Origin of the sequence: Ignatzschineria rhizosphaerae (genome assembly GCF_022655595.1) — a bacterium.
Lineage (GTDB): Bacteria > Pseudomonadota > Gammaproteobacteria > Cardiobacteriales > Wohlfahrtiimonadaceae > Ignatzschineria > Ignatzschineria rhizosphaerae.
This window is the reverse complement of record NZ_CP093379.1, coordinates 189,577-202,562: the sequence shown is the minus strand read 5'-3', so window position 1 is coordinate 202,562 and position 12,986 is coordinate 189,577. Positions and strand designations below refer to the sequence as shown.

The window sequence follows — 12,986 nt, the reverse complement described above, 5'->3', positions numbered from 1 at the left end:
AGATCTTTTGCAATCGCAAGAGATCTTTATTTATTTTATCGGTAAGGGTTTTTAATAAAAAATTAGCGATAACTTCGCTTCATAAAAATTTTATAGGGATTCAATTAAAAATAACTATTCGTCAATCAATCAAGAATCAGGCATCCTAATTGATCGTCATAATGAATCCACATATTTGATTAAACTAGAGGAATAGAGTTTATGACTGCTCCATTAGCGTTAAAAATTACTGACTTAAAAAAACAGTATCGAAACGGTAAAGTTGCCCTAAAAGGCATCGACCTTGAAGTAAAAGAGGGGGATTTCTTTGCGCTCCTTGGCCCAAATGGTGCCGGAAAATCAACAACCATTGGCATTATTACGGATCTTGTGGAGCCTTCTTCTGGCAATGTTGAAGTCTTTGGCGTAGATACTAAGAAAAATAAGAATCTTGCCAAATCGATGATTGGTTTAGTACCTCAAGAATTTAACTTTAATCCCTTTGAGCCTTGCGAAGAGATTATCATTAATCAGGCGGGTTATCTTGGTATTCCTCGCACAGAAGCTAAAAAAAGAGCCGCTGAACTTTTAGCATTACTCGATCTTACAGATAAAGCTAAAGTAATGGCAAGAGAGCTTTCTGGTGGTATGAAACGCCGTCTCATGATTGCCAGAGCGCTAGTTCACAATCCTAAGCTCCTCATTTTAGATGAACCAACAGCCGGCGTTGATATTGAAATTCGCCGTCAGACTTGGGAACTGATGCAAAAAGTAAATGCGGCAGGTACCACGATTATTCTTACAACTCACTATCTCGAAGAAGCAGAACAGATGTGTAAGAATATTGCCATTATCAATCATGGTGAGATCGTGCAACAAAGCTCAATGAGCGCCCTACTTCGGGAGCTTCAGTCGGAATCATTTATTCTGACACTGAGTGATCATGTTGATGAGTTGCCTCTTATTGAAGGGGTCTCTTTAAAACTCATTGACTCAATGACATTAGAAGCAGAAATCACTAAACCGCATACCATCAATGATCTCTTTATTGGGCTCAATACAAAAAATATTAAAATTGATACGATGCGTAATAAGTCTAATCGCTTAGAAGAACTCTTCCTAAGAATTACTAATAATCCATCCTCCCACACGAACAACCTAGAAGGAGCAAAAAATGAGTAATCGCGCTTATTGGATTGCCTTTTATACGATTATTACTAGAGAGATCTATCGCTTTGTCCGTATCTGGCCACAAACGCTCCTGCCCCCCCTTATTACAACGATTCTCTACTTCCTTATCTTTGGAAAAGTCGTTGGAGAACGAGTCGGTAGTATGGATGGCGTGACTTACGCACAGTTTATCGCCCCTGGTCTTATTATGATGACGGTGATTAGCAACAGCTATTCCAATGTTGTTTCCTCATTCTTTAGTGCAAAATACACCAGCCATATTGAAGAGATGCTCGTGGCACCCGTGCCAAATCTTGTGATTATTGCCGGATATGTCATGGGCGGTGTTGCAAGAGGTCTTGCGGTTGGCGGGATTGTCACAATCGTTGCACTCTTTTTCATCGATATGCAGATTAATAACATAGCACTGATGATTCTCATCTTTCTCTTAACATCTCTTGTATTCTCCTTAGCCGGATTAATTAATGCGATATTTGCGAGAAGCTTTGATGATATCTCTATTATTCCAACCTTTATTTTAACGCCATTAACCTATCTTGGAGGCGTATTCTATTCTGTATCACTCCTTCCAAGCTTTTGGCAAAATATCTCTTATTTTAACCCTGTTCTTTATATGGTCAGTGCATTTCGCCATAGTATTTTAGGCGTTTCAGATATTAATATTTGGGCCGCAATCCTCTTACTTTTAGGATTTTTTATCGTCTTATTTGGCGTTGCTTATTATCTTTTAAACAAAGGGATTGGCCTTAAATCATAGTCTAATAAAAAATGAGATAAACCATCTCTTTCATAACACCCATCGAATATTTTATTAAAAAGCAGTATCATATTAAATGATCGGCTATCAATAACTATTCGATAACAATAAGATAAATTACAACATCCATCATAGATGGGGTTTAAACATTCAATCTAAGAAGACTTTTGTATGAAATATTTTCAACTATTGGGCACGCTAATAATTGCAGCCGCCATCACAGCTTGTGCAGGGAATCCTCCTAATCCTTATGATCCTTATGAGGGATATAACAGACCTACCTATGCATTTAATACAGCGTTTGATAATGCAATCTCTAAACCTGTCGCTAAAGGATATGTTCATGTTGTACCTAAGACCGTTAGAACCGGGGTATCAAACTCCTTATCTAACTTAGGTGATACGCATAATGCGGTAGTTCACGTGACACAAGGGGAATTTCTTTCAGCGCTTGAAAGCGTGCACCGCTTTGTATTCAATACGACATTTGGTCTACTTGGATTTGTAGATGTCACAGAGATGTTTAATCTCCCATCGAAAAAAACGAATGATATGGGAACTACTTACGCTAAGATGGGCTGGGCTAATAGCAACTACTTTGTGATTCCATTTGTGGGCCCTTCAACTTCTCGAGATACCGTTGGCGTTGTGAGTGATGTCTTTGTAAACCCTGCGACCTATGCCTTTAATGATTGGCAAGCTCTCGGGCTTTATACGGTTGGTCTAGTCAATCTTCGAAGTGAGCTTTTAGACGTGGATTCAGTCACTAAATCGGCCGCACTCGATCCTTATGTCTTCCAAAGGGAAGCCTATCTTCAATATCGTAATCAGCTTCTTAAAAATCGTGGGGTAAAACATATTCGTTCAGCCCATGAAAAAGAAGGAGGTTTTGACGATTACGATGATGATGACGATTCAGGTCTTTCTATTGCAGAGCTTGCTCGTCAAAGAAATCAATAAATTTATCTAAAGCCTTTAACTTTAGTAAATTCCCGAAGGCGTTTAGTCAATTGATTAAGCGCCTTCGATCTTTTATAAAATTTATAAAAAGGACTATCCGTCAATGCGCCGTTTTTTAAACCAACCATTAATGATTGGTGAGGAAATTATTCTTCAAGATGAAGATTATAACTATATTGCTCGTGTTTTAAGAAGCCGAGAAAATGACCCTATTACGCTATTTAACGGTGAAGGTGGGGAATATCACGGCAATATTATTGAAATTACTAAGCGCCATCTCACAGTAAAACTTAAAAAGTACAACCCCATCAATCGAACCGGTTCTATTAAAATCCACCTGCTCCAATCCCTTGCTAAAGGTGAGAAAATGGAGTTAGTACTACAAAAAAGTACTGAGTTAGGAGTTACTTCCATCACGCCTCTTGCCACTGAGCGCAGCGTTATGCATCTTAAGAAAGATCAAACGGAAAAACGTCTAGAGCGCTGGAATAACATCATCACCTCGGCATGCGAGCAGTGCGAGTTAAATATTCCACCAACGTTACAAGATCCAATCTCCATAGAAGCATGGATTAATGAAGTCCTACCAACATTAAATACGACAATCATTACCTTGGCACCAACAGCAAAACATTCTCTTGGGAGTTTTCTAAAAAGCGTTAAGTTCCCGGAATCAAAAAATGAAGAAGGGCTACATAATGATGCCCTATCCCACTCCTTTACGATCATCATCGGTCCTGAGGGTGGATTAACACAAGAGGAGATTGAAATGTTACAAAATGCCGGAGCACAGAGCGTCTCTCTTGGTTCTCGTATTTTACGAACAGAAACCGCAGCCTTATCTGTCATCTCAACGATTCAAGGATTAATAGGCGATTGGTCAACTGAAACTGAGGAATTACTAGAAGATTAGTGGATGAATAATGGATGAATAAAGAGATCTCTTCACCAATATCTCTATCTGTAAAAAATCAGTATCAGTCATATTAAAGAAATCAATTTTTCCTCTCTCTAGAAATGCATTATGCTTAAATAAAAGCATAAATACCGCTGGCTACTTACAAAAACAGATTCAGCGAAAACAATTAAAGAATAATACGATTACAAAACTATTACGATTTCGAGGAAGTTTATGAATAAGACACCAAGAATTATCTTTATAATGGATCCTATCGAATCTCTTCTCCCAAAGAAAGATACTACGATTGGAATGATGATGGGCGCAGTGAGTCTCAATCTCCCTATCTACTACACTAAGCAAGAATCCATCTATCTTTTAGAAGGAGTCGTACAAACAACAGCGCAAGAAATTACGCTCCATACAAAAGGGGATAATCAACTCAAAAGCCTCGAAGATTGGTATAGCTTAAAACCTTCTGAAAATCTGGTGTTTGGCCCTAATGATATTGTCTTGCAGCGTAAAGACCCACCATTTAATATGCATTATATCCATACGACTTATCTACTTGAGCTGATGGAAAAACAAGGATCTCTTATCTGCAACCGACCAGATTCGCTTCGAGATTGTAATGAAAAAATGTTCACCACATGGTTTCCAGAGCTCTGCCCACCAACGCTTGTGACAAGCCAAAGTCACCATATCAAAGCGTTTATTGAAAAGCATCACGATACAATCGTCAAACCCCTTGATGGCATGGGCGGAAGTTCAATCTTCAGGGTTGTGGAAAAGGATGCAAATCTTAACGTTATCCTTGAAACGCTCACAGAGCATAATACAACATCAATCATGGTGCAGCGTTATATCCCAGAGATAAAACAAGGTGATAAGCGCATTATCTTAATTAATGGCAAACCTGCACCATACTTACTTGCTCGAGTACCAGCAGAAAATGAAACTCGTGGTAACCTCGCAGCTGGCGCAACTGGTGTTGTCCAAGAACTCTCAGAAAATGATCAGCGTATTTGCGATACCTTAGGCCCTGAACTTGTAAAACGTGGGCTCTACTTTGTGGGTCTTGATGTTATTGGCAACTATCTCACAGAAATCAATGTCACAAGCCCAACGGGTATTCGCCAAATTGATGATGAAAAAGGGACTTTTTTAGGAAAAGATATTATTGAAGCGCTACTCGTTGAATGGAAGAAGGGCGCTTAAAATCAAGCTTAAATGATTAGAAATAGCCCTCACTGGTATCTTAAAATATAGATAAGTACTACTCTTTAAGTAGTACTTATTTTTAATATAGTGAAATCGGTTTAAAAGAAACTGAATCAGATTGCCGGCGCATCGGTTATGAGAAGCGCAGGAATAGTTCTATCCGGCATCGTGCAAGCTTATTTGATACACAATCTGTACCGTTAATATTTTTAAAATAGTGTTTCTTAAACCGAATCTACTATAACTTTAAGCTCTGGATTTTTCCTCTATTTTTACCTTCAATTCAAGGAATCTACTTTATGTCATTAAATCAGGATGCCTTAATTCGGCAGTTAGAAACGCTAGTTAATATCCCTTCACCATCAGGCTTCACAACACAAGCACTAGGCTATGTACAAGAAGTACTAGAACAATTATCACTCCCTATCCAAAAGACCAACAAAGGGGCGATTATTACCAAAATAGAAGGTAAGGATCCCTCAAAAGCGAGATTACTTACGGCACACGTGGATACTTTAGGCGCTATGGTTAAAGAGGTAAAAAGTGATGGGCGTTTAAAACTTACAAAAATTGGTGGATTCAACTGGAATGCCGTAGAGGGGGAATATTGTCAAATTCATACAAGAGATGGCAAAAAATTTACCGGCACGATCTTAATGCACGAAACTTCTGTTCATGTTTATCGTGAATCTGGCGAGCTTCCAAGAGATGATGCGCATATTGAAGTTAGACTTGATGAAAAAAGCAAAAACCAGCAAGAGACGCTTGCTCTTGGGATTCATGCCGGCGATTTTGTCTCTTTCAATCCCCGTTTTTCATATACTGATAGTGGATTTATTAAATCTCGTCATTTAGATGATAAAGCCAGTGTTGCCTTACTATTGTCTTTGATAGAGAATATTCAAAGTAGCGGTAAAATTCCGCCTTATACGCTCTATTTCTACTTTTCAAACAATGAAGAGATTGGCTTTGGGGGCAACTCATCCATCCCTCAGGAAACGGTGGAATATCTTGCCGTAGATATGGGCGCGATTGGCGATGGGCAAACCACTGATGAATATAGTGTCTCAATCTGCGCAAAAGATTCATCTGGTCCTTACCACTATGAGTTTACAAATCACCTTATCTCTTTGGCAAAAAAAGAGAAGATTCCGTATCAAGTTGATATCTACCCTTTTTATGGCTCAGATGCATCTGCCGCAATTAGAGCAGGATTTGATATTCGTCACGCACTCATTGGTCCCGGCATTGAATCCTCCCATGCAATGGAGCGAACGCATTTAGATTCAATGATTGCAACATTTAATCTTCTACTTGCCTATAGTTATTCTGCAATGATTGACTAAAGTAGAATATAAGCTGACTCATTGTGCGCTTTAGCTACACTAAAGCGCTTTTTTCCGTATAATAGTTTTCATATTTTTAAAGTATCACCCCCTTTCTTTTCTAGAAAGAGGTCGGTGCTTAGATCACCACAAACAATAGATATCATCATACAAAGGTTGCCTATGTTACGCTCCATGACAGGATTCTCTCGCGAAACCACAACGACTGAAATCGGACAATTAAGTCTTGAAGTACGCAGTGTTAATCATCGTTACTTAGATCCGACATTTAAAATGCCGGAGCTTCTCCGTGCGCTTGAACCTGAACTTCGTGAAACGCTTCAAAAAAATGTTTCTCGCGGCAAGGTTGAAGTTGCAATTCGTATTGATTTTGATGAAGCAGAAAGCGCGCATCTAACCTTTAATGAATCAGCGGCTAAAGAGCTCATTGCAATTCACGGCCAAGCGAATCATCTTTTAGGAACTAGTACTCAACTCTCAGCACTTGAATTAATGCAACTCCCTGGCGTGATGAAAACCTCAAGCCTTAATGCAGATTCGATTAAAGAATCCCTCTTCACACTATTTGATAGCGCATTACAATCTTTCCTTGCAAACCGAGAAAGAGAAGGGGCTCGTTTACAAGAGATGATGCTTGATCGCCTTGAGCAAATGGCAACGCTCGTTGAGAAAGCACGGGAGCAGCGCCCTATCGCCGTGGAAAAAATTGAAGAGCGTTTACGTGGACGCTTAGAAAATCTTGATATCGAACACGATCCTCAACGCTTTGAACAAGAACTTATCTATGTTACCCAGCGTTTAGACATCGATGAAGAGATCGACCGCTTAACCGCCCATATTGCTGAAATGAAGCATGTATTTAACCGCAAAGAGCCTGTTGGTCGCCGTTTAGATTTCCTTACCCAAGAGCTCAACCGCGAAGCAAATACTTTAGGTTCTAAATCTCAAGATGTTGTACTCACTCAAATCGGTGTCGATCTTAAAGTCTTAATCGAACAGATCCGTGAACAAATTCAAAATATTGAGTAATAGTAATCTACTCGAAGTACAAGAATCAATAACATAATCTTAACGATCCCAAAAGCAACGTTTAACCTAGGATGCTTTTTCTTTCATAAGAATTTATTAGTGTTATAATATCGACCTTCTATGCGCCTATAGCTCAGTTGGATAGAGTGTTGGTTTCCGAAACCAAAGGCCGGAGGTTCAATTCCTCCTAGGCGCGCCATTTAATGATTAATGCGGTTCACTAGAGTTTAATCAAACCTCTAAGAACCGCATTTTTATTGCTAAAAAACTAGCCTGATAATACCTTCAATAATACTTATAATAATTGTGATTCCATTCTTTCAGGAAGAGTATCCACTCGTTCATCACACCACAAAATATCTTGTTTAATGACTCTAGCAGGAACCCCTGCACAAATAGTATTGGATGAAATATATCCAGTTACCATAGCTCCTGCGGCAACAACTACATCCGACTCAATATGTGAACCTTTCATTACCCATGTTTTTCTACCAAGCCAAACTCTATCTCCAATAAATATATTACTAGCAACATTTATTTTCGCTCCTGTTTTTCTACAAAAAATAGAATGTGTATCTGATGTGTACAAACTCATATCTGAAAATAAACAATCACAACCAATATGTAATGTTGTTTTTTCAGAAACAACTATATGTACAGGATAATTACATTTTGTTCTATCCCCAATAATAATTTTACACCCTGATGAAATAGCGATATATCCTCTCAGAATCACATTATCTCCAACAATCAATTCCGAATCTTGCGCCATAACAATTCTGGCATTAATCAATCTTACATTCTTCCCAAATACTGTATGACAATTTTCCCCTTTTCTTTCAATAACGGATTTATTATCAAGTCTTACTTCTCTGTTTTCTGCCACTGATTTTATTCCTCACGATTTAACTTTCTAAACATATAAAAAATAACAAAAATTTAAATAAACTATTCATATAAAATAAAAATTAAATTATATCTTAAAAAAATATTTTCTTGGGAGAAACAAAACGCCCTCGATTTCAGCTCCTAAAACATTATATTTATGCAATGGGTTGACCAATACATTTATATAATTTACATTTATAAAGCAAAATAGCGAGGTAATGTGATATGAAAGAAGCAACAAGAATTAGAGCCGAGAATTTAAAAGCTTGGATCGATGAGTATTACGGTGGAAAGCAAGCCGCATTCATTGAAAAAACGGGTATGAATCAAGGTGAGCTTTCCGCACTGATTAACGGCCGTCGTGTATTTGGTGAGAGAAAAGCAAGATCTATCGAAGAACTTGCCGACATGCCCAATATGTATTTAGAACAAACAGAACAAGCAGATTTTGTTGCTAATCCCATGGATATGAAGGGAATGGTTCCTGTGATCTCTTGGGTCGCCGCTGGTAACTTTAGTGATGCCGAGGTTTCATCAGCCGATGACTTAATTAAATGGGTTCCATGCCCAGCGCCCCATAGTAAAGGGACTTACGCATTAACAGTTTCTGGCATTAGCATGCAAAACCCTAATGGGAATCCCTCTTTTGAAGATGGTGATATCATTTTTGTCGATCCTGCGAAACTACCTGAAAACAAATCTTGCGTCATTGTATCGTTAGAAGGAAGTAATAGCGCTACATTTAAACAACTTGTGATTGAACCAGATGGGAGAAAATATATTATTCCACTAAACCCAAACTGGGGAGATAAGCCAATAGAAATTGAAGGAGATGCTTCGATTAATGGCGTTGTTATTGGCAAATGGGTCGATATTTTTTAAGCCCAACTCCTTACTTCGCTCTTCTTTATTAAAAATAATGCAAAAAACATCAAAATAAACATTTTGACTAATTTCTCTCCAACACCGCTATTTAGCGGTGTTTTTTTGCCCTTTAAAAAAACTTTCTCAATAAAACTGTTCAAAAATATAACAATAATTACAATTTTGCATTGCAATTAAAATTGCAAATATGTAATATAAATTACATCAAAGAACTATCGCAGTTTTAAATATGATTCTAAAAAGACCCCTTATTCGAAATTTAGTAGAAGCTTTATAGGAAGGAAAACACTATGAAAAATTTATTTAATATTTTAACGTCAATTAGCCGTCGTCAGGAAAATCGCCGTATTAAAAGTGATAACCGCTTTAATAAAGTACAATCTATTGCTAACGAGTACAGTGCAGAAACACCTGAGAAAATCCAAGAACATATTTTTCTAGCTGAATCAAAGCTCTCTCGCATTCCATTTTGGCGTCGTAAAGAGATGCAGATCCTTACAGAGGCACTTTATAGAGCTCAAAACCTCATTATGAGTAGACAGCGAATCTATGAGAAGCAAAGTACAATTGCACATGCCCCTATTGTACTCCTAAAGAAAAAAGTTGCTTAATTGGCTTCTCCTCACGAAAACGAGGTGAAATCCTAAAAAATCATATAATCTACTTAAGGACTAAAAAAATAGTCTAGTATTTTTTTCCCTATCAATTATTATGACAATTAAAATGTTACTATTATTAAGCGTTATATAACGCATGATAATTTAGTAAAATATATAAATTCATGATGGCGTGGGGCGAAGTAATTGCATGAAACTCATAACAACTCTCTTATTTTCAGTCTTAGCATTAACTGCTTGTGCTAAATTACATCCTTTAGAAGAACAGCCTAAATTTAATTTACCGCAAGTTGTAAAACCTGAAGATATGATTATAGAGGCTCCTAAAGAAACTGAAGTTGTAGCAACTGAGGATCAAGAAGAAATATTACCTATTGATGAGGAAGCTCCACTAATAGAAGAATCTACAACAAATGTAGATCAAGAAGTCGACGAAGAGTCATAAAATCAATATTTATATAAATTTATATAAGTTACTTCCTTACTATTTATCCTTAGGCTTGTCATGATTAAACACATCGTTTTAGTTAGATTTAAAAAAAATATTCGTAAAGAACAAATTCAGGAGATTTTTAACAAAATCGGAGCCTTAGAGGCAATCCTTCCCACCATGAAATCTTTTGATTATGGGAAATATAATGGATCGGCTGATCGTCATAAAGGATTTGATTATGCTTTTTATATGGAATTTGAGAATGAAAAAGAGCGAGATGAGTATTTAATGCACCCAGAACATGTAAAAGTCGGAGGTGAACTCCGATCAATGCTAGATCCTAATGGGCCAGACTCATTTTTAGCTTTTGATTACGGTACTACACTTCTATAAGCTCTTAATTACTTCAGAACCAGTAAAAAGGCATTACAATCATGATGCCTTTTTCATTCTTCTGTTCTTATTCTTCATATAAATGCCTCAAGCCTCAAATAGCAGCCGATAATGATCATCGCCATTTTTATATCGTTATCTGTTAGAAATCGGCGGGTTGTTTACACTTCAGTGTTAAAATAATTTTCTAAAACTTCATAAGGCGTTAAACCATTAATACCCTTATGAGGTTTTACTGTGTTGTAATAGTTCAAAAATCGTTTTAGCTTCTTTTTCCGATCATCTGAACTGATAAACTCCTCCTGATTATGCCACATTTCCATGAGTGTTCGAATGACTCTTTCTGCTTTTCCATTCGTTTGAGGGCAAGCTGGCTTTGTAAACTTTTGATTAATCTTATGTGTTAGACACATTTCGACAAAGGCATGTTCTGATGTACCTTTATACTCACGCCCATTATATCCGAATAGGTGCATTCTACAGTATAGGGACACTGTTCTAACAGATCCCATCGAAGAAATTCAGCAGCACTAAACTGTGATTTATCAGGATAAATACCGGCATAAAGTTCTCTTGAAAAATCATCAATTCCTACAAATAAATACTCTCTAGTGCGATTTTTAAGATCCCCTTTTAAAAGAGGGAGCCGTTTAGTATCCACATGGACCATCTCGCCAGGATAGTTTTTGTTATAACGTTTAGCCCTCTTTTTAAGTTTCTCTTCAATAGATTTTTCAATCTTTGCAAGACGTTTAATGCCATACTTAATTGTTCTATAACGTTCATTTTTACTAGCTAATGGCACAAACAAGTTCAATCTACCTTGTTTTAGTACTTTATAGATCGTAGGTCTGCTTACCATAAAACGCTCAGCTAGATAGGTTACGGTAAATTTTTCTTGATGATGTAATCGCCAAATCTCTTCTCGATGAAACGGCGTTAATTTTGTTTTTCGATGGATATTCATAACAGTATTTTCTCCTAATACTGTAAACAACGCGATAAAATCCTACACGTTATCATTTAAAGATCCCAGATAAGCTCGGTACTTTTATAAATGACCATCAATCACTTTATTGTGCTCTTTATCTAAAGATAAAATATTTTAGCGATAATACTCTCTTTTTTACATAGCTATCAACCATAAAAACTCCTGATAAAATTACGCATAATCTCTATAATATGTGAACGATTCTTTAAAGATTTTCATGAGATAGATTTATGACACGACAGTTAACACTTCCCGAATTTTTACGAAAAATGCCTAAAGTAGAGCTTCACTACCATCTTTTAGGCGGTGTTCGCATGAATACAATGCTCGATTTAGCCAAAAAATATAATGAGCCACTAACGGAGAAGGATGCAAAATCATACTATCGTGCTTTTGCACACGAAAATGAGGTTATGAAAGGCGGTATCGCAGCCTTAAACTTCCTCTACCCTCTTTTAAGAGCTACTGAAGATTATGAGCGTGTTGCCTATGAAATTTTAGAAGATGCTAAAAATACGGGCGTCCGTTATGTGGAGTTTTTTTGGAACCCCAATGACACAGAAATCCCCTATCAAGAAGTAACCCTTGCACTGGCAAAAGTATTTGAGCAAGCTGAGATTGATTGGAACATCTCTGCCTATTTAATTCCTTCCATTAATCGTGAAAAGACACCGGAAGAAGCGGTTGAAATGGTGACATGGATGATTAATTTCCCTCATCCTAGAGTGCTTGGTATCGGTATTGATTATCGTGAAGATAATGCGGCTATTGAAAAATTTTGGAAAGCTTATCGTTTAGCAGCACAAAATAATCTTCGCTTAACAGGTCATTGTTCAGAGTTTGGATTACACTGGCGCAATGTTGAAACAGGACTTGATCTCATAGGTCTTGAGCGCATTGATCACGGTTATACTGTTGTAGAAAATGCTGAACTTATGGCAAGATGCGCTAAAGAAGCAATTCCCTTTACGGTCGTTCCTAGCAATACCTTCTTTATGAAAAAATGGCCAAATCATAGCGAATGGCAAATAAATCATCCTATTCGCCAAATGGCAAAAGCCGGCATGATAATCATCCCCGCAACTGATGATTGGCACATGCATGATACAAATGGGCAAAAATGTTATCAATCGATGATTAAGGACTTTGGATTTGATCTAGATGGTGTTCGTCAATGTATCCTCAACGGAATTAATGCAGCTTGGCAACCAGAGACTACCAAGGCAAAATGGCGACAAGAATGGCTCACAGAATTTGATACACTTCGAGCACAGTTAATAGAAGAACCTCAATTTGATAATGCTTTCCATACACCCTATCAACTTAATAATCATTAAAAATGATTTACAAAAAAGCCATCGACATCTTCAAATATCGATGGCTTTTAAATCGACAGTA

The 12,986-nt window shown here is 37.3% G+C and carries 15 protein-coding genes and 1 tRNA gene; 13 read left to right on the top strand and 3 right to left on the bottom strand.

Features of this window, described 5'->3' with window-relative positions; genetic code table 11:
* Window positions 1-201 precede the first annotated feature (201 nt).
* The 8 genes from MMG00_RS00870 (at window position 202) to MMG00_RS00835 (ending at window position 7,580) form a co-directional block, all read left to right on the top strand.
* Entirely contained in the window at window positions 202-1,161 is a 960-nt protein-coding gene (locus MMG00_RS00870) for an ABC transporter ATP-binding protein (protein WP_242150072.1), read from the top strand.
* Window positions 1,154-1,927: an ABC transporter permease gene (locus MMG00_RS00865; protein WP_242150069.1), complete on the top strand. Its 774-nt coding sequence runs from the start codon at window positions 1,154-1,156 to the stop codon at window positions 1,925-1,927. Before MMG00_RS00870 ends, MMG00_RS00865 begins: the two co-directional genes overlap by 8 nt.
* Window positions 1,928-2,098: 171 nt before the next feature.
* Window positions 2,099-2,887 (top strand): MlaA family lipoprotein, encoded by a 789-nt coding sequence (locus tag MMG00_RS00860; RefSeq protein WP_242150066.1) that lies wholly within the window; start codon window positions 2,099-2,101, stop codon window positions 2,885-2,887.
* Window positions 2,888-2,990: 103 nt separating this feature from the next.
* Entirely contained in the window at window positions 2,991-3,800 is an 810-nt protein-coding gene (locus tag MMG00_RS00855; RefSeq protein ID WP_242150064.1) for a 16S rRNA (uracil(1498)-N(3))-methyltransferase, read from the top strand.
* Between the two features lie 219 nt (window positions 3,801-4,019).
* Window positions 4,020-5,003, top strand: a complete 984-nt coding sequence (gene gshB, locus MMG00_RS00850; RefSeq protein ID WP_242150061.1) for a glutathione synthase — start codon at window positions 4,020-4,022, stop codon at window positions 5,001-5,003.
* 302 nt (window positions 5,004-5,305) lie between these two features.
* Window positions 5,306-6,352 (top strand): M42 family metallopeptidase, encoded by a 1,047-nt coding sequence (locus MMG00_RS00845; protein ID WP_242150058.1) that lies wholly within the window; start codon window positions 5,306-5,308, stop codon window positions 6,350-6,352.
* A gap of 162 nt (window positions 6,353-6,514) precedes the next feature.
* Window positions 6,515-7,381 (top strand): YicC/YloC family endoribonuclease, encoded by an 867-nt coding sequence (locus tag MMG00_RS00840; RefSeq protein WP_242150055.1) that lies wholly within the window; start codon window positions 6,515-6,517, stop codon window positions 7,379-7,381.
* A 122-nt stretch (window positions 7,382-7,503) separates the two neighbouring features.
* Window positions 7,504-7,580: transfer RNA gene (locus MMG00_RS00835), tRNA-Arg, on the top strand.
* A 96-nt stretch (window positions 7,581-7,676) separates the two neighbouring features.
* Here MMG00_RS00835 and MMG00_RS00830 read toward each other — a convergent pair.
* Complete coding sequence (locus tag MMG00_RS00830; protein ID WP_242150052.1) at window positions 7,677-8,267, bottom strand: acyltransferase; 591 nt, start codon at window positions 8,265-8,267, stop codon at window positions 7,677-7,679.
* A 227-nt stretch (window positions 8,268-8,494) separates the two neighbouring features.
* Here MMG00_RS00830 and MMG00_RS00825 point away from each other — a divergent pair, with 227 nt between their 5' ends.
* From MMG00_RS00825 to MMG00_RS00810, 4 genes are all read left to right on the top strand, one after another.
* Complete coding sequence (locus MMG00_RS00825; protein WP_242150049.1) at window positions 8,495-9,151, top strand: LexA family protein; 657 nt, start codon at window positions 8,495-8,497, stop codon at window positions 9,149-9,151.
* Between the two features lie 293 nt (window positions 9,152-9,444).
* Window positions 9,445-9,765, top strand: a complete 321-nt coding sequence (locus tag MMG00_RS00820) for a hypothetical protein (RefSeq protein WP_242150046.1) — start codon at window positions 9,445-9,447, stop codon at window positions 9,763-9,765.
* Between the two features lie 196 nt (window positions 9,766-9,961).
* A complete protein-coding gene (locus MMG00_RS00815) occupies window positions 9,962-10,216 on the top strand; it encodes a hypothetical protein (RefSeq protein WP_242150043.1) in 255 nt (84 codons plus the stop codon).
* A 60-nt stretch (window positions 10,217-10,276) separates the two neighbouring features.
* Entirely contained in the window at window positions 10,277-10,597 is a 321-nt protein-coding gene (locus MMG00_RS00810; protein WP_242150040.1) for a Dabb family protein, read from the top strand.
* A gap of 161 nt (window positions 10,598-10,758) precedes the next feature.
* Here the strand turns inward: MMG00_RS00810 and MMG00_RS00805 are convergent, their stop codons facing one another.
* Together MMG00_RS00805 and MMG00_RS00800 are read right to left on the bottom strand one after the other, a co-directional pair.
* Window positions 10,759-11,010 (bottom strand): integrase core domain-containing protein, encoded by a 252-nt coding sequence (locus MMG00_RS00805; protein ID WP_242150037.1) that lies wholly within the window; start codon window positions 11,008-11,010, stop codon window positions 10,759-10,761.
* Window positions 11,001-11,594 (bottom strand): HTH domain-containing protein, encoded by a 594-nt coding sequence (locus MMG00_RS00800; protein WP_242150034.1) that lies wholly within the window; start codon window positions 11,592-11,594, stop codon window positions 11,001-11,003. Before MMG00_RS00800 ends, MMG00_RS00805 begins: the two co-directional genes overlap by 10 nt.
* 224 nt (window positions 11,595-11,818) lie before the next feature.
* On the opposite strand from MMG00_RS00800, the gene MMG00_RS00795 reads away from it, so the two are divergent.
* The gene (locus MMG00_RS00795; RefSeq protein WP_242150031.1) at window positions 11,819-12,925 is read left to right on the top strand and encodes an adenosine deaminase family protein; all 1,107 of its coding nucleotides are present in this window, start codon (window positions 11,819-11,821) and stop codon (window positions 12,923-12,925) included.
* Window positions 12,926-12,986: the final 61 nt, after the last annotated feature.

What these genes read in the sequence shown, in the direction of transcription:
- MMG00_RS00870 (WP_242150072.1), top strand. Translation starts at nt 202, where the DNA reads ATGACTGCTCCATTAGCGTTAAAAATTACTGACTTAAAAAAACAGTAT.
- MMG00_RS00865 (WP_242150069.1), top strand. Translation starts at nt 1,154, where the DNA reads ATGAGTAATCGCGCTTATTGGATTGCCTTTTATACGATTATTACTAGA.
- MMG00_RS00860 (WP_242150066.1), top strand. Translation starts at nt 2,099, where the DNA reads ATGAAATATTTTCAACTATTGGGCACGCTAATAATTGCAGCCGCCATC.
- MMG00_RS00855 (WP_242150064.1), top strand. Translation starts at nt 2,991, where the DNA reads ATGCGCCGTTTTTTAAACCAACCATTAATGATTGGTGAGGAAATTATT.
- gshB (WP_242150061.1), top strand. Translation starts at nt 4,020, where the DNA reads ATGAATAAGACACCAAGAATTATCTTTATAATGGATCCTATCGAATCT.
- MMG00_RS00845 (WP_242150058.1), top strand. Translation starts at nt 5,306, where the DNA reads ATGTCATTAAATCAGGATGCCTTAATTCGGCAGTTAGAAACGCTAGTT.
- MMG00_RS00840 (WP_242150055.1), top strand. Translation starts at nt 6,515, where the DNA reads ATGTTACGCTCCATGACAGGATTCTCTCGCGAAACCACAACGACTGAA.
- MMG00_RS00825 (WP_242150049.1), top strand. Translation starts at nt 8,495, where the DNA reads ATGAAAGAAGCAACAAGAATTAGAGCCGAGAATTTAAAAGCTTGGATC.
- MMG00_RS00820 (WP_242150046.1), top strand. Translation starts at nt 9,445, where the DNA reads ATGAAAAATTTATTTAATATTTTAACGTCAATTAGCCGTCGTCAGGAA.
- MMG00_RS00815 (WP_242150043.1), top strand. Translation starts at nt 9,962, where the DNA reads ATGAAACTCATAACAACTCTCTTATTTTCAGTCTTAGCATTAACTGCT.
- MMG00_RS00810 (WP_242150040.1), top strand. Translation starts at nt 10,277, where the DNA reads ATGATTAAACACATCGTTTTAGTTAGATTTAAAAAAAATATTCGTAAA.
- MMG00_RS00805 (WP_242150037.1), bottom strand. Translation starts at nt 11,010, where the DNA reads ATGTGTCTAACACATAAGATTAATCAAAAGTTTACAAAGCCAGCTTGC.
- MMG00_RS00795 (WP_242150031.1), top strand. Translation starts at nt 11,819, where the DNA reads ATGACACGACAGTTAACACTTCCCGAATTTTTACGAAAAATGCCTAAA.